Genomic DNA, 15,592 nt, shown 5'->3' with positions numbered 1-15,592 from the left:
GCGGGACCCCAATAAAAAAATGAAACCCGTTAGGGTTTATTTGATATGTAGAATTTCCAATAATCTACGCTGGTTTTTTAGAAAAAGAAAAAAGCCATTTTTGAAAATGACTTTTATTAACCTTAGCTTGATAGCGATGTGCTGTGCCCCCAAAAAAGTTTTATGCTAATCTATTTCTTCCCATCTTTCATGCTATAATACCCTAAATTAATCACAATTAAGAAATAACCACCCATAATTCCGGCAGCAAATGTCCATATGACACTATGGTGTTCAATCTCATACATAATAATCGCACCGAGTATCGCTGCTGCAAACCGATTAATCATACCAAGCGTCGGTGTTTTTGTTTTTTTTACAATGCTATCTCCAAACTTTTCAATACGCCTTCCTAAAATCCAAACACAATACATACTAACAAGCAAGCCAATGCTTGCACCTAAAAAATGGGGCGAAAAAGGCGTCATAATCCATCCTAATAACATCGCGCCTAGCAAATAATACATTTGTATTTTAAATGCCCTTAGTGCCATACGAATCATGCTGTACTCCTTTACCTTTCTCATTGAGACTTTATTACTATTTAGGCTCAAGGGTCTTCTTTTTTTCTTCCAGTATAATTTGATTTATTTTAATTAAGGTATCGGTCATTTGCTGCAAGGCTTCGATATCAATTTTAGAGAAGTATTTCTCAATAAGTAAATCATCTAGCTGAGACAATCGTTCTATATACTTGCTACCGTTAGGACCAAGTGTAAGGAAATACTCACGTTTATTGTTAGGATTTACGTGTTTCGAAATCATATTATGTTTCTCCAATTTAGATAAAACTTGGCTGACAGCACTTTTGGATATATTAAAAGTGGTCGCAATACTGTTAGCTGTAGTATTTTTATTTAAATTAATATAGATTATCATGTTCTCTTGTTGCGCTGTAAGACCAAACTCATTCTTTAACTCCTGAGATAGTAAAATGTTTAATTCATTGTAGGCTCGGTTCATGTCGGTAATTACTTCTTTATAAGAACTAGTCATATTATTCTTCCTCCAATCATTCTGTTATTTCATTGTACGCCGTTTTTCTGTTTCGACATATAGTTAAGTTTAGTTAACTTAACTATATGATATCTTTATGTTAGTGTAAAGGAAAAAGTAAGCAAATTTGTTTTGATTACTTTTTTCGGAATTATAATAAAGGGGAAATTAGACGCATTAGGGATTCCATTATTCGTTTTCGAATACTACGTTTTTGAAATGATTTCCATCGAATTTCAGACGAATGGTTAAAGTCCTCTTCAAAATCACGTTTAATATTAAGAACTGTCTTAGATTCATAAAGTACGCTAATGATTTCATAATTTAGTTCAAAGCTACGGACATCCATATTTGCTGTGCCAATTGTTGCAATTTCATCATCTACAAGTACAATTTTAGCGTGCACAAAACCATCTTTATAGCTGTAAATTGAAGCACCGGCTTTTAGAAGTGGTGTGAAGTATGATTGCGATGCTAGATCACTAATCATTCTATCTCTCTTACCTGGATATAGAATACGGACATCTATTCCAGCCATTGCACTTAAACGTAGTAATGTTAATGTTTCTTGGTCCGGAATGAAATAAGGTGTTGCGATCCAAATTGCTTTCTTAGCAGAACCTATAACAGCAAGTAAAGTATTACGAATGTTTGTATCATCTGAACTTGGTCCACTTGCTACAATTTGAATAGCACCTTCTGCATGAGAATGTTCTTTACCTGGAAAGTATTTTGTATTCATAAATTGATTCCAAGAATAAGTATTTAAACCATTAGTGGCATAAAGCCAATCTTCAAGGAATATTGCTTGTAATTTGTACAATGCTTTTCCTTCTATTCTTAAGTGGCTGTCACGCCAAATTGGGAATTTTTTAGAACGACTAAGATACTCATCGCCAACGTTGAGCCCACCTGTAAAACCAATCTCTCCATCTACAATGACAATTTTACGATGGTTACGATAATTTATTGTTTCAAGTGGCCATGATGAAAGAATAGGATCAAATGCCACAACCTCAATTCCTACATCATTCATGGGTTGTAAGAAACGATTTCGTAATGAATTGCTTCCGATCCCATCATAAAGAAAGCGTACAATTACACTAGATTTTGCTTTCTTAATTAATGCATCGCGAATTTTTGTACCAATTTCATCTGCTCGATAAATAAAGTATTGAATATGTATATGATGTGTAGCGCTTTCAATAGCTTGTATAATGCTTGTAAATGTTTGATCACCATTTGTTAAGAGTTTTGTTGTTGTATTATTGGCGACAGGACCGCCACCGAATTTTTGTACAACATGTGTTAAATAAGTAGAGCGCTCACTTAATGGGGAAGTGAATGATAAATCTAGATGTTTTCCTTCTAAAATCTCACGGAATAATTTTCTTTGCTCTTCTGAACGATGTAGATGCTTCTTTCTTCTCCAACGACTTCGGCCAAAAAGAGCGTACAAAAGTACACCAACAACAGGAAGAAGTGCTAATACTAAAAACCATGCTAAAGTACTTTTGGGTGAACGGTTTTCGATAAAAATAATGAAGGCAATTCCTACTATTGTGATAAACCATAGTATGTCGGCAAAGTTGTATAGTGAGGTAATAGATGTATTCAACAGAAAGAGAATGATAGAAACAAGTGTAAATACACATAATAATTGAACTTTAGGTTTTTTCATCGTTATAAAATTCACCTATTCTTTCTTAAATGTAGGGTTCGTATATGGGAGCTGTAACCTAGCGTTTCTATTAAGGAGAATCACAGGGTTGCTGCTCTAGTCCGTCATATCATTTATATAAAATATAATGGATTAATAAATTGTGAGGTTTCTAAGGCTCGTTTCCTCAAGTTTTCTCCAATGTATGATCCGATAAATGGAATTTTGTGATATTCCATTTCCTTTTTAATGATGCTGAATAAAGCCGAGCTCATGAAAGCCAAAGAGATACAAGGGAAATTCCTTGTATCTCTTTGGCTATAGATCTACTCTCTCTACACTGACTCAGTAGATAAAGAACCTTTTTGTTTATCTTTCCCTTTGAATACAGCCAGTACCATAATGATAAGAGATACAAGTCCAACAAGCCCCATCGTCTGAACATATGATCCCACTCTGTACCCTCCAAAGAAGAAGCTGCTACGAAATGCTTCTACACTGTACTTAAAAGGAGTCCAAGAATACAACCAATGTTTTGTCACATCAGGAAGAAATTCGTGTGCCAGTGATAAGACTGGCATGGAAAAGAAGAAGACTACCATTAATATTGGTACCCCGACACGCCCAATCCAGTTGAGTACTGCACTTTGCAGAAGGAAGAACATGAAACCAAAGAAAAGTAACAATAAGAAAATTTCTCCTGCGTTCGGTATATATACATCGAGTATAGTATGAGCAATGAAAAGGGTTAAACTTGCAATTACTGTCATGAAAACAGAACCTGCAAGGACCTGTGATAAGACTGACTTTCCTGTAACGCGTCCGTTTGTAAACTTTTGGACAGCTATAAATAAGACTAAAGAACTGATAAGAGTAGTAATCCATAAGATTTGTGTCAGCATAATAGGAATATTTCCATTACCTGTATGTGTTTGAACTGGATGAATTAACTCCGTTTTAATAAGAAATGGGTTGGCTAATAACTTTGCCTGTTCAGTTGTTACTGTCATATTGCTTTGTGAAATCTGATTAAATAAGGTATTACGGATATTTTCGTTTATCTCTCCAATGAACTTATCAATCATTTGGCTCGAAACCGTTGCGGCAGTATAGTTCATTCCTTGATTCACCAAGACTTGCACCTCAGGTTGTTCTCCTTTCGGTGTGATCAGCGATATAAGTTGCTGGGACATTTCTGGTGGAAACATAATGGCAGCGTAATACTTCTTATCCTTCATCCCTTGCAATACATCTTCTTGTGTTTGTAAGAACGTCCATTTAACTTGGCTTTGCTTATTTTGCAGAATTTGCTTTTTTATTTCATCTCCTAAATTTACACTTCCTTGTCCTGGTAAGTTCACACCTGTATCCTGTATTACTATAGCGATCGGTAAGTCTTTAGGTACAGGATTAACAGTCGATCCCATAAAAGCAAAACTAGCGATGGTAACAGCAACCATAATGCCTAACAAGCCACCTAGAACCATCTTTTGTTTGAAAAATTGCTTTATTGTAAGCATTAAAAATTATTCCTCCTAGTATTTATTTAACGAAATGATAGATAACAAACAATGTGTAGTTTATAATAAATGTATGTTGTTTATAGTGTAATTATATCGTTTTTACTAAACAATTCAATTTACAGTTAAGGCATGAATGTACGATAAAAAACAAAAGAATGAAATCTGTTGTTTATAATGACAATAACGAACAGGGAGGTATAAGGTGTTGAAAAAAGCGGATCTGCGTATTCGGACAAAGAAATTTATACCATGATGCTTTTATTAAACTGATAGGAGGAAAAGGGATACGATGCTATTACCATTCAGGATATCACAGATGAGGCACTTATTAATCGGGCGACATATAGGGAAAAAGAAGCTAATTTAACTTTTAGATTAGCTTCTTTTGTAATATTAAACTAAGTTTAATACAGTTACTTTTTCACGTGTCATAGACTCAAGGCTCTTACGAATACCTTGCGCGCCCATACCTGAACCTTTTACACCGATGAATGGGAAGTGGTCAGGACCGCGCTCTGTGCGTCCGTTAATTTGAACAGAACCAGTTTCGATTTTGTTAGCAATTGCAAATGCTTTGTTAATGTCTTTTGTGAAGACACTTGCTTGCAAGCCGAACTCTGATTTGTTAGCAATTTCAATTGCTTGTTCATCTGAAGAAACACGGATGATTGGAAGGATTGGGCCAAATGGCTCTTCCCAAGCAACTTTCATTTCTTCTGTTACGTGGTCGATTAATGTTGGGTAAATTAAGTTACGCTCACGTTTGTTACCGATAACGATCGTAGCACCTTTTTCTACAGCATCGTCAACTAAACCTTGAACGAAGTCAGCAGATTTATCGTCGATTAATGGAACGATTGTGCTGTCTTGTTCTGGAGATCCAACTGATAGTTCAGCTACTTGCGCTTTTAATAAGCCAACAAGCTCGTCTGCTACGTTTTCGTGTACAAGTACACGTTTAATAGCTGTACAACGTTGACCAGAATAAGAGAATGCACCGCTTATGATATGGTTTGCAGTGTCTTGTAAGTCAGCATCTTCACGAACAATACCAGGGTCTTTACCACCAAGTTCTAATACAAGTGGAATCATTGCCGCTTTTTTCGCTAAATGTTTACCTGTGTTTGTACCACCTGTGAACGATACCATATTGATGCCAGGATGTTCTACTAAGTAGTCACCAATTACAGAACCGCGTCCTGTAGCTACATTTACAAGACCTTTTGGAAGGCCAGCTTTATGAAGTGCTTCAACCATTTTAATACCGCTAATTGCACCTTGAGTTGCTGGTTTGAAAATAACAGCGTTACCCATAATAAGTGCTGGTGCAAGTTTTGCAGCAGATAAGTTTACTGGATAGTTAAATGGTGCGATTGCTAATACAACACCAAGTGGTGCGCGTTGGATAATCGCAAGTTTAGATTTCGTTCCGCCTAGGAAGCTATCGCCCATCATGCTTTCTCCGTGCATATGAAGAGCTTCTTCGATCGTGTAACGAATGAAGTCAGCTGTACGAACAACTTCTTTCTTCGCATCTTTATATCCTTTACCGACTTCTTTCATAATGATATCGGCAATTTCATCTTGCATATTTACGAGCTCATCAGCCCATTTATATAAATATTTTGCGCGATCTTGTAGAGAAGCTTCAGCCCATGATTTTTGAGCTTCTTTTGCAGATGCAATTGCTTCATCTACTTCTCCGCGAGTGATTGCTTGTACTTGCCCGATTACTTCGTGTAAGTATGGAGATGAAATTTCGGTTGTTTCTCCTGAAGAGCTTTCTCTCCATTCTCCGTTTATATAAAATTTGTACGTATTCTTAGTTGTCATGATTTATCCTCCTAAAATAGTAAAATATTAATTGGGCGTTTTTGCCCACCCCTTTTTAATGGGATGGGCAAAGTTACCCAAATTTAGATTCCAGCCCAAACATCTTTTCCGTATCGTCCTTCATGTTGTAACTGATTCAACCAATCTCTTGCTTCTTGTTCACTGACTTCATGAATTTCTTGATATGCATGAAAAAGAGTATCCTCTACATCCGGAGCCATTCGGCTCCCATCACCACATATATAAAGGTGGGCACCGCTATCTAATAACGAAATTAAATTAGCTCCATCTTGTTTCATTAAATGCTGTACATATGTTTTCGGATGTCCTTCCGAGCGAGAAAAAGCTGTGTGTAAAGATATTAAACCATCTTTTTCATCATTTTCTAGTTCTGTACGATAGAGATAATCTTTTTCAGGATGACGACAACCGAAATACAGATGCGCTTCCCCTAAGTTAACCCCTTTTTGTTTTTGAACACGACGCGTTTGTAAGAATCCACGGAATGGTGCAACTCCAGTGCCTGGTCCAACCATGATAATTGGTGTTTCTGGGTCTTCAGGTAACTGAAAACGGGATTCTGGTGTTCTAATAAAACAAGTAATCTCATCTTCATTGTGACATTGGGCTAAATAATTAGAAGCGACCCCTTTATATTCTCCTTGTCCACTCCATGCAGGTTCACTAACAACACCGACCGTAATGCTTAGACGATCTTGTGCAACAAGTGGAGAGCTTGAAATAGAATAGTAACGCGGTTTGAGCATAGGGAGAAGTTCTAAAAATCGCTCAAATGGGATTTCACACGCTTCATACTTTTCAAGAAGATCCAACATTGAAATGCGCTTCTTTAGTATTTGCTCCTGATAAACTCCATCTTCCAATAATGCTTCCAACTCATATTTATGGGGGGGACAAACTGTAAATGTTGCCAATTCCCGTATTTGTGCTCGAGTTGCTGCTTCTTGAATCTCAACGTTATAGCTAAGAAGATCAAATAAACTAACAGGACGGTCCACAGGAAGATGAGCTGAACTGCTTCCACTTGCACTCAGTATGACTTGATCCTTCCCGTTTAATTTAAAACGTTTTAAAATGCGCCTTACATTTTTTCGGCTATTACTTGGCAGTACTCCAAGGTGATCTCCTACTTGATAAGTAACCCCTTCCGGCAAGGCTATCTCAATATGCCGAGTGCTTCGCTCACTTTCAGGTAACTGAAGCTCCCGGTTAGCAATCACCGTTGCATAAACAGCTTCGTTATTTTGAGCAGCCGGATTAGCGGGGGAGCCTGAAATCAATTGAACGGAAAGCGATGCTTGATGAGACAATATTTCTGCTCCTTCTTTCATCTTTAGGCCAAATGCATTCGAGACATCCTTCCACATGTTCTTTTGCCATCGAGCAAAATCATTCTCGAAATCTCCTCCAGCGTCAGCTTCTCCTCTTGCGCTATACCTTATAGCACCTTTCTGTTCAAGCTCTTTGTCAATAAATTTCGGAACACTCTGATAAGTATTCGCCCAATTTCGATCTCCGCAACCAAAAACTGCATACTTGACTCCTGTGCATTCCTCTGTACTTGTTTGTTCCAGCCATTTTACAAACTGAGCGGCATTTTCAGGAGGTTGACCATTATATGAAGAAGTTACAATGAGCACCGCACCTTCTTTAGGTAACTTTCCGATATAATCATTCAATGTTCCCACATCGCTCTGGAAGCCTAGTAACCTTGCATGGTCTGCGAGCTTCCTAGCAAACTCTTCCGCTCTTCCTAGGTTTGAACCATATAATACAAGCAGAGGTACGTTTTCAGCACCTTCAAGTACTTCTTGTTTTGAATATTGAGAAGTCACTTTCTTCTTTTCTTCATTCTCCTTTTCATCATCCAACGGAAGATTCAGTAAAGGTGCGACTTCCTTCCCTTCTCTTAATTTAACTCTAATTCTTAAATTTTCTGGTTTTATGGTCAATGTTTGCTTAATTTTCAACTGATAGTTTTCATAATCAATTAATTCAAACTTTTGAAGAATCATTCCAAGTACCAGCGTAGCTTCATAAAGTGCGAACTGCATACCAATACAAGCACGCTGACCATTCCCAAATGGTTTATATGCATGATTTGGTACTTTGGAAGGGTCTGCGAAACGTTCCGGACGGAATTCTTCTGCATCCTCTCCCCACACTTCTTTATCCCGATGAAGCGCAGGAAGAAGTATGCTCAAACCTTCTCCTTTTTTCACATGATACTGTCCGCCGATTACAGTATCTTCCTTTGGAGACACTTCAAAGGATGGAGCAGTCGGCCATAACCGTATGGCCTCGTTTAGAATCATGCGAATGTATTTGAGGTTTAGTACTTGTTTATAAGATGGAGTGGAATCACCGAGGACCTGATCCACTTCTTCGTATGCTTTCTTCAGAACTTCCGGATGTTTCAGCAAAAAATAAGTCGTAAAGGATAATAAACCACTTGTTGTTTCATGCCCAGCAATTAAGAAGGTAATAATTTGGTACCGGATATTCACATCATCCAACACTTCCCCGGTCTCAGGGTCTTTACTGTTTAACATGCGGGCCAGCAGATCTATCTCTCCATTATTTCCATTAGCCTTCCGCTCTTTAATAATTTTATCTACCAACGAAAACATGCTTTGTATATCATCTTGGAATTGTCTGTTTTTTCTAATCATCAGAGTATCCATGCCCTTCGAGCGGGCAATTTTATGCATAGCTTCGTCCAGTGCACGTACCATGCTCTCGATAAATGGATCATGTTTTTCTTTATAAAAACTATTAAATCGGTAGTTAAAACCACAAAGACCGATCGTATCCAAAGTAAGGCGAGTCATGTCTCCCGGTACATCGATATGATCACTATCGTGATTCAACCGAGCCCATTTCTGAATCAGCTGTGAAGCGATGTCTAACATCATAGTATGATAGCCCTTCATGGCTTGTTGGCTGAATGTTGGCAGCAATATATTATGGGCTTTTCGCCAGTTTGGTTCCGATGTTTTACTTGTAAACAGACCGTCTCCTGTAAATTCACGTACATGCACCATATCATTTGCGACATGTTTATCAAAACGATTGATATCACAGACTTCCGTTACAAGTTTGTGGTCAGAGATACATATTGTTTTAAAACCTGGAGCGGTCAACCGAAATATTGGTCCATATTCTTTCGCTATCTCACAAAAAGAAATAGTAGGTTGACTCATGTCGAATAGAGGGTAGTTGCCCAGTGGTCCATATGTTTTGGGTTGTGGAATAATGCTTGTTTGTTCTTCTCTCATGTTCATCCTCCTAGTATTCGTTCAACAAAAAGATAGATAACGAACAACGTGTAGTTTATAATAAATGTATGTTGTCTATAGTGTAATTATATCGTTTCTACTAAACAATTCAATTTACATTTAAGGCATGAATGTACGATAAAAAACAAAAGAATGAAATCTGTTGTTTATAATGACAATAACGAACAGGGAGGTATAAGGTGTTGAAAAAAGCGGATCTGCGGATTATTCGGACAAAGAAATTTATATATGATGCTTTTATTAAACTGATAGCGGAAAAGGGATACGATGCTATTACCATTCAAGACATCACAGATGAGGCACTCATCAATCGGGCAACATTTTACTCGCATTACAGGGATAAACAAGATTTGTTAACAAAGCTTAGTGAGAATGTACTAGGAGAGTTGACAAGTAAGATGGTCCTATATGCCCATGTGCAGGGACATCAAATAGATCTTTCGGAATTCGAGGGGATTTTACAATCCATATTTGAGTGTATATTAAAACATGCAGACTTTTATAAAAGCATGCTTGGACCTCATGGCATTCATGATTTTAACCTAAAAATGCAGCAGACTATTATGGATAATCTTGAACAAAATTTCATTGAGCTTAAAATTGAAGACCATGACATAGATATTCCAAAGGATATGGTATTCCATTTCATCACTTCCTGTGTTGTTGGGATGGCAATTTGGTGGCTTCAAAATGACATGAAATATTCACCGAAATATACTGCAAAACAATTAGTGAAGCTTATGACTAAAGGACCCTTGTGTGCAGTGGGTTTTACTTTGTTTAATGAGGGCTAGAAGGAACAACTGTGCCGGGAAGTGCAAAGTGGTTTCTAATAAATATATTATAGAAGAAACACGAAGTTTTTTACTACTGTGTTTCTTCAAATTTTCGCTAATGGATTGCTCGATAAAGAGCACCTTACAAAGAAAGAAATAAAATACTCTCCTCGTAGTAAACAACTCAGTAATATCAATGTATATATGGCGCCCTCTACTACCATAAGGAAGTTTCTTTTTTGAAAAATCTTAAGAAGATTTCTGGAGTGTTAGACGTTCTTTCATATTTAATTTGAATGTCCCATATGGATTTACGTGGGCATAGATAAGTGGTGTTAAAGCTCTAAAATCCTCTGGGACTAACTTTTGCAATAAAGATTTATTTTTGTCTAAGAGTACTTCTTGAATCATTAAAGTATTGATTAATACTAAACAATTCTGGAGGAGATGAAGAGAAAGTACGGCAATCTCTTGATCTTCTATACGATTCGTTTGAATTTCTCCTCCTTTTCCATAAAAAATAAAGCTGTTAGCAGAGTTCCAATTCTCAACTACATTTAATCCTTCATGGATTTCTCTCCGGATCTCTTCTGTTGATAAATACTCACAGAGAAAAATGGTTTTTAATGCTTTTCCTAATTCACTTAGTGCTCGATAAGTTGGATGCCCACTGTTACGGGTAAATCGTTTGAGAACCGCCTCCGTTTCAGCTGTACCAAGCCGTAAGGCTGTAGCATACTTAATCATTTGATCATACTGTTGTTCTATTAAATTCCAATTGATTGGTCGAGTTAAAACTGGCTGCAAGTTTGGATATGACTCTTGCATACCTACATCCGGACGATACAACTTTTGTGCATGAATGGCTTTGAACATTGGCATCAGTTGAAATCCCAGCAAATGACAAAAAGCAAAAGCAACTTCACTTTGTCCATGTGTATCTACATAGTTCTTCTCTACTTCCATATTTGTACAATGCCGCAGCAATCCTTCAATCATAGCAGCTACTTCTGAAGAAGAACAAGATTTGAGTTGCGAATAAATACACGTAGAATTCTTTTCTACATGCCAATAAATCATTACTCCCCGACCTCTATATCGAATATGCCATTCTGTCAGTAAGTTTTGATCCCATGCTCCAAACTTTTTACTATCAGATGCACATGCCGTCGTTCCTTTTCCCCATATTTCGGTTACACGAGTGGCTAGAATAGCATTGGTTACTTTTGAAATGGCTTGTCGTAAATTTTCTTTATGAATAAATTTACGGCGCACATAAAGCAACTCTTTATAACTTTCTCCATGGTCCCCGGCAGCAACACGTTTTAATCCTGTGTTCGTTCCCAATCCATATAGACAAAGGATAAGTCTACGTTGAAGTGTCTCCTTATCGAGAATCTCTCGATTCCCTAATGTTTGAAATGTATCTGTTAAATGGACACGTAAATCTGCTTCTTTTAAAATATCTAAAAGATTGGTCATTGGCCAGCGATTCATAACCTCTGCTTTTACGAGATTGAGATTAACTGGTTCAGCCTGTGCCTGCAAAGGAGACACAGAAATCCACCCGTTTCCTTTACTCAAAATGCGTACTTTATTCTCGTTCTTCACATGTTTATTTAATTTTTCCAAAGCCGTATTCATACTATTTTTTAATTCTTGAATAAGTGTTTGTGCTTCAAGGGGTTTCCGTAGGGCTTCGTAATGTTTTTCCCTGTTTTGTTCAAAGTCCTCTGGTAAATCTTCCTCTGGATTTCTATATCGGTATGCTCCGACTACCCATACTTCTTTGCAACGCAATCGATCTCGTAAAGCTTGAAGAACGCAGATTTCATAATTCATTCGGTTGATACGATTTGTTTCTTTATCAATAACTGTATCAATCCATGCTGGTTTTACAACTCCTTCTATCGGAATGTAATCAGCTTCATTGTATGTATATTGATTGGTAAGCTTATATTGCTTGAGTAAATCAATTGCATCTATTACAGGGCGATGTACGTCATTGTTCGATCGAAACTCTAAAATATCCAATAACGCGGGAACCATTCTTCTATAATGAGTACCGTAGGAAGACCTCATAACGGTATGAACCTTTTGTCTGTAAGCCGGGCCTGTATGCTTCATTTCTTTCACAATGCCTTTTAATGTATCTTCACCTACGACAGGAAATAAAACATCTCGTATAATACCATCCGGTTGTTCCACTGCTTTTTCGGCCATGCGAAATAATACGTTTGTCTTACCACTTACTTTACGAAAATCACGTAAAAACTCCTTTTCCACTTTTCGTTCTGCACGAGCCCCGATACGGTGAACAATTTGAATAATGAGTTCAACTAAATTATCTGTAATTTCTCTACCTCTACACCAAAAGAAAGCTGCTAATAATGTGTAACGGATAGGATCTGGGTGCCTACGTAACTCTCTAATATCTTCAGAAACCGCACGCTGTCTGTACGTTCGGATCATCTTAGGTGGAACACCGGAGAATAAATCTGATGGAAGCTGTATATCTCGTACAATTCGGAGCTTTTCTATTTCTTGTAACAAACTATCTAATCCAATTCTTCCAGGATCAGATACAAGTTCGCGAAAACTAAGGATAGTTTGATCCTCTTCAAGTTGTTCTATCTGGGACCAAGTACGTATAAAGGCATCTAATTGGGATTTTGAATGCTCTGAAAGCTGTGTGAAAATGAGTCTTGAAATATGTTCTTCATATTGGCGAATAGCTGATTTAATATTTCTCTCTAGTTGGTATTGAGTTGGAGGAATAAGCTGTTGTTGTCTGAGATAGTGTAGAACATATTCTCGTACACGATCTATTTGTAGTTCTTGTGGTAGAATGTTAGCTTGTAGCCATAGTTTTATTTGTTCCATATCTTCGGAAGTACTCTCTCGAAATCCCATATATTCACGGATTTGTGCTCGATGATATTTAATGGAGCGTCCGTTCCAATCATATTCCTGAAAGGAATCTGCAGGTACTCCTACTTGTTTTGCAACATATTCAATCAGCTGTTTATTAATTTCTTGTTTTCCTTTTGGAAAGCGACCCTGGTACTGAAAAAGTTTTAGGGAAACAGCAAATCCAAGTCGTGTGCTTCCATATTTATTTCCAATTAAGCGCATCTCTTCGGGGATAACTGTAAAATGTTCAATAAGTTCCTCTAGCTCCCAGTTTTGCTTCACCTTATTATGCCTCCTTATCGTATCTATCAAGAAAATTTTAGCATATTAAAAAAGTTCTGGAAGCCAGAACTCTATTGTTTAAAATATTTACTTTGCCCCTGGTTACAGTAACGCTGGTACTGGGCCTACAGACAAAGCACCAGCATTACTTTGCGCATTTAACAAATTAAGAGAACAAGGTTTTTATATACATACAACTCATTGTACAAGCAAGCATTTGAACAATCTCATTGAACAGGACCATAGGCATGTGAAGCGACGTTTTTCCAAATCCGCAGGATTTCAAAATCTTCGCCACGCTTCCCGTACCTTGAAAGGCATCGAAACCATTCATGCTTTATATAAACGAAACCGAAGTCTTGGCTCAGACTTCGGTTTTTCGACATACAATGAATTACAGGAGCTACTAATAATCGCATAAAATGTACAACCTTTTGTTGGCACCACTTAGCCTTAACAAAACTTCGCAACAAAACCCTTAAAAGTCTTTCGATTTGTTTTTGGATGGTAAGACATTTTGCTCCATTTTTTCATAAAGTTTAAGTAATTCTTTGATAAATGTAATTTTAGGTGTTAACCAATACGAAAATAATGCTGAAATACTTCCTAATAAAGCTCCCGTTACGACATCGAAAGGATAATGAACGCCTACCCAGATACGAGAGATAGCTACACAGAATGCAAGCACAAGCCATAACCATCCAACCTTTTTACGAACAAGCCAAAATGAAAAGCAAATTGAAAAAAATAGAATCGTATGGTCACTAGGAAATGAATTATCTACTGCATGATCGACAAGTTTATTAACATCAGGTAATACTGCAAATGGTTGATAATTCAAATGAAATTCCCCTGCGAGTTTTCCAATTATCTTAGCAGTCACAAAAGCAATCATCGCTTGAACAACCATCATTCTATTTTGATTAGATCGAGTAAACCAATACACTACAATAATTAAAGCTAAGAAATACTCCATATATTCTGCCAAAAATATCATGGTTGAGTTTAGAAACGAATATTGTTTACCTAAATCATTGATAGCTCGAAAAGCATCAATATTTAATTGAGAAAAAGACATTTTCAAATCTCTCCTTTGTTACATTTATCGGACGAGGAATTAAGAAGCACAATTCAAGCAGCTACAAATAAAAGCGAATCTTTTAATCGGGTACGGCAACGATTACTTCTTTTTGAAGCCACTCGTCAGTTTTAAAGTTTTTGAAGTATTTTACTATACCGAATATGACTTCGGTATAGTTGTTGAATGAAAAATTATTATTTTTCTTTACCGAACACGTAATAGCCCGTAAGGGTTATTTCGCATGCACTTTTTCATCGAAATTCCTTTTATTAAACTGTTAGAGAAATATTTATATGTATTTCTACATTCTAGTTTCCCTTAGCTTGATGGCGATGTTGCCGTACCCCTTATTGAGAACAAAGTCGATTCCAGATTCTGTTCTTATGTATTATGTAGTAATGGTGGAAATAGCCGTTTTATAAATTAATTGCTGTTTACCGTTCACCATCAATAAAATTGTGAATCTATCTATACCAAGTATCTGACCAGGAACCCGAAAGCCATTTTTTAAGATGACCATCACATTTTCTTTTTTATTTTTCAGTTGTTCATAGTACTCATTTTGTATATTTTGCATTGATATTCTCATCCCCCTTTTACATTATGGTACCATATTTCAGCTAAAATGGTTTTTTATGTATGTATTTCTCCAGATTGTTAGCCAAAAGCTATATAATACGCTCCATTTTGTTTATTTTACTGTCCAAAAAGAACGGGATATACTCCAGGAAGAAATCAAGAATGAGAGACTAAAATGTATACTTATTTTGAGTGTTTCAATTTTTTATTAAAATTGAGGTACGTGAAATTATAAAATGTTAGGTGATGATTTGCACCTTTCCTCGAAAAACACTATAATACCTTAACATAAAGTATCCTATGGAGGTTTAAAATGAATAAAACTGAATTAATTAACCAAGTAGCCGAGAAAGCATCTCTTTCTAAAAAAGATGCAACTACATCTATACAGGCTATCCTAGACCAAATTACACAAACTCTAGCAAAAGGAGATTCGGTACAATTAATTGGATTCGGTACATTTGAAGTGCGTGAACGTTCAGCACGTACAGGACATAATCCTCAAACGGGGGAAGAAATGCATATTCCAGGTGGAAAAGTACCTGGATTTAAAGCGGGGAAAAACTTAAAAGAGGCTGTAAAGTAAAGAG

The 15,592-nt window shown here is 36.8% G+C and carries 10 protein-coding genes and 4 pseudogenes; 4 read left to right on the top strand and 10 right to left on the bottom strand.

Going from position 1 to position 15,592, the window contains the following annotated elements:
• Window positions 1-170: 170 nt before the first annotated feature.
• The 4 genes from LOK41_RS25405 to LOK41_RS25390 form a co-directional block, all read right to left on the bottom strand.
• Entirely contained in the window at window positions 171-542 is a 372-nt protein-coding gene (locus LOK41_RS25405; protein WP_241818809.1) for an ATP synthase subunit I, read from the bottom strand.
• Window positions 543-579: 37 nt separating this feature from the next.
• A complete protein-coding gene (locus LOK41_RS25400; RefSeq protein ID WP_016114391.1) occupies window positions 580-1,035 on the bottom strand; it encodes a MarR family winged helix-turn-helix transcriptional regulator in 456 nt (151 codons plus the stop codon).
• A 151-nt stretch (window positions 1,036-1,186) separates the two neighbouring features.
• Entirely contained in the window at window positions 1,187-2,716 is a 1,530-nt protein-coding gene (locus LOK41_RS25395) for a cardiolipin synthase (protein ID WP_241818808.1), read from the bottom strand.
• 314 nt (window positions 2,717-3,030) lie between these two features.
• The gene (locus tag LOK41_RS25390) at window positions 3,031-4,215 is read right to left on the bottom strand and encodes a YhgE/Pip domain-containing protein (protein ID WP_241818807.1); all 1,185 of its coding nucleotides are present in this window, start codon (window positions 4,213-4,215) and stop codon (window positions 3,031-3,033) included.
• Window positions 4,216-4,420: 205 nt separating this feature from the next.
• Between LOK41_RS25390 and LOK41_RS25385 the strand changes: the two are divergent.
• Window positions 4,421-4,587 (top strand): annotated as a pseudogene (locus tag LOK41_RS25385) (TetR/AcrR family transcriptional regulator); the annotation flags it as partial.
• Between the two features lie 24 nt (window positions 4,588-4,611).
• Here the strand turns inward: LOK41_RS25385 and gapN are convergent.
• The 3 genes and pseudogenes from gapN to LOK41_RS29360 form a co-directional block, all read right to left on the bottom strand.
• A complete protein-coding gene (gapN, locus tag LOK41_RS25380; protein ID WP_241818806.1) occupies window positions 4,612-6,051 on the bottom strand; it encodes an NADP-dependent glyceraldehyde-3-phosphate dehydrogenase in 1,440 nt (479 codons plus the stop codon).
• Window positions 6,052-6,134: 83 nt separating this feature from the next.
• Window positions 6,135-7,373: pseudogene (locus tag LOK41_RS29365) on the bottom strand (NADPH--cytochrome reductase); the annotation flags it as partial.
• A 29-nt stretch (window positions 7,374-7,402) separates the two neighbouring features.
• A pseudogene (locus tag LOK41_RS29360) lies at window positions 7,403-9,350 on the bottom strand (cytochrome P450); the annotation flags it as partial.
• A gap of 200 nt (window positions 9,351-9,550) precedes the next feature.
• Here LOK41_RS29360 and LOK41_RS25370 point away from each other — a divergent pair.
• Window positions 9,551-10,165, top strand: a complete 615-nt coding sequence (locus LOK41_RS25370) for a TetR/AcrR family transcriptional regulator (protein WP_241818804.1) — start codon at window positions 9,551-9,553, stop codon at window positions 10,163-10,165.
• Window positions 10,166-10,396: 231 nt separating this feature from the next.
• On the opposite strand, the gene LOK41_RS25365 is transcribed toward LOK41_RS25370, so the two are convergent.
• Window positions 10,397-13,360: a Tn3 family transposase gene (locus tag LOK41_RS25365; RefSeq protein WP_347269368.1), complete on the bottom strand. Its 2,964-nt coding sequence runs from the start codon at window positions 13,358-13,360 to the stop codon at window positions 10,397-10,399.
• Window positions 13,361-13,469: 109 nt separating this feature from the next.
• Between LOK41_RS25365 and LOK41_RS25360 the strand changes: the two are divergent.
• Window positions 13,470-13,763: pseudogene (locus LOK41_RS25360) on the top strand (DDE-type integrase/transposase/recombinase); the annotation flags it as partial.
• A 57-nt stretch (window positions 13,764-13,820) separates the two neighbouring features.
• On the opposite strand, the gene LOK41_RS25355 reads toward LOK41_RS25360, so the two are convergent.
• Together LOK41_RS25355 and hfq are read right to left on the bottom strand one after the other, a co-directional pair.
• Window positions 13,821-14,420 carry an undecaprenyl-diphosphatase gene (locus LOK41_RS25355; protein WP_241818802.1) on the bottom strand — a complete coding sequence of 200 codons (600 nt, stop codon included), beginning with the start codon at window positions 14,418-14,420 and terminating at the stop codon, window positions 13,821-13,823.
• Window positions 14,421-14,811: 391 nt separating this feature from the next.
• Window positions 14,812-15,000 carry an RNA chaperone Hfq gene (gene hfq, locus LOK41_RS25350; RefSeq protein WP_174104009.1) on the bottom strand — a complete coding sequence of 63 codons (189 nt, stop codon included), beginning with the start codon at window positions 14,998-15,000 and terminating at the stop codon, window positions 14,812-14,814.
• A gap of 315 nt (window positions 15,001-15,315) precedes the next feature.
• Here hfq and LOK41_RS25345 point away from each other — a divergent pair, with 315 nt between their 5' ends.
• Window positions 15,316-15,588 carry an HU family DNA-binding protein gene (locus LOK41_RS25345; RefSeq protein WP_241818801.1) on the top strand — a complete coding sequence of 91 codons (273 nt, stop codon included), beginning with the start codon at window positions 15,316-15,318 and terminating at the stop codon, window positions 15,586-15,588.
• Window positions 15,589-15,592: the final 4 nt, after the last annotated feature.

This window comes from Bacillus sp. TL12 (assembly GCF_022625245.1).
In the GTDB taxonomy this organism is placed as follows: domain Bacteria; phylum Bacillota; class Bacilli; order Bacillales; family Bacillaceae_G; genus Bacillus_A.
This window is presented reverse-complemented; position numbering and strand designations above follow the sequence as displayed.

Coding starts and splice junctions, on each gene's coding strand:
- LOK41_RS25405 (WP_241818809.1), bottom strand. CDS start 542: ATGATTCGTATGGCACTAAGGGCATTTAAAATACAAATGTATTATTTG.
- LOK41_RS25400 (WP_016114391.1), bottom strand. CDS start 1,035: ATGACTAGTTCTTATAAAGAAGTAATTACCGACATGAACCGAGCCTAC.
- LOK41_RS25395 (WP_241818808.1), bottom strand. CDS start 2,716: ATGAAAAAACCTAAAGTTCAATTATTATGTGTATTTACACTTGTTTCT.
- LOK41_RS25390 (WP_241818807.1), bottom strand. CDS start 4,215: ATGCTTACAATAAAGCAATTTTTCAAACAAAAGATGGTTCTAGGTGGC.
- gapN (WP_241818806.1), bottom strand. CDS start 6,051: ATGACAACTAAGAATACGTACAAATTTTATATAAACGGAGAATGGAGA.
- LOK41_RS25355 (WP_241818802.1), bottom strand. CDS start 14,420: ATGTCTTTTTCTCAATTAAATATTGATGCTTTTCGAGCTATCAATGAT.
- hfq (WP_174104009.1), bottom strand. CDS start 15,000: ATGCAAAATATACAAAATGAGTACTATGAACAACTGAAAAATAAAAAA.
- LOK41_RS25345 (WP_241818801.1), top strand. CDS start 15,316: ATGAATAAAACTGAATTAATTAACCAAGTAGCCGAGAAAGCATCTCTT.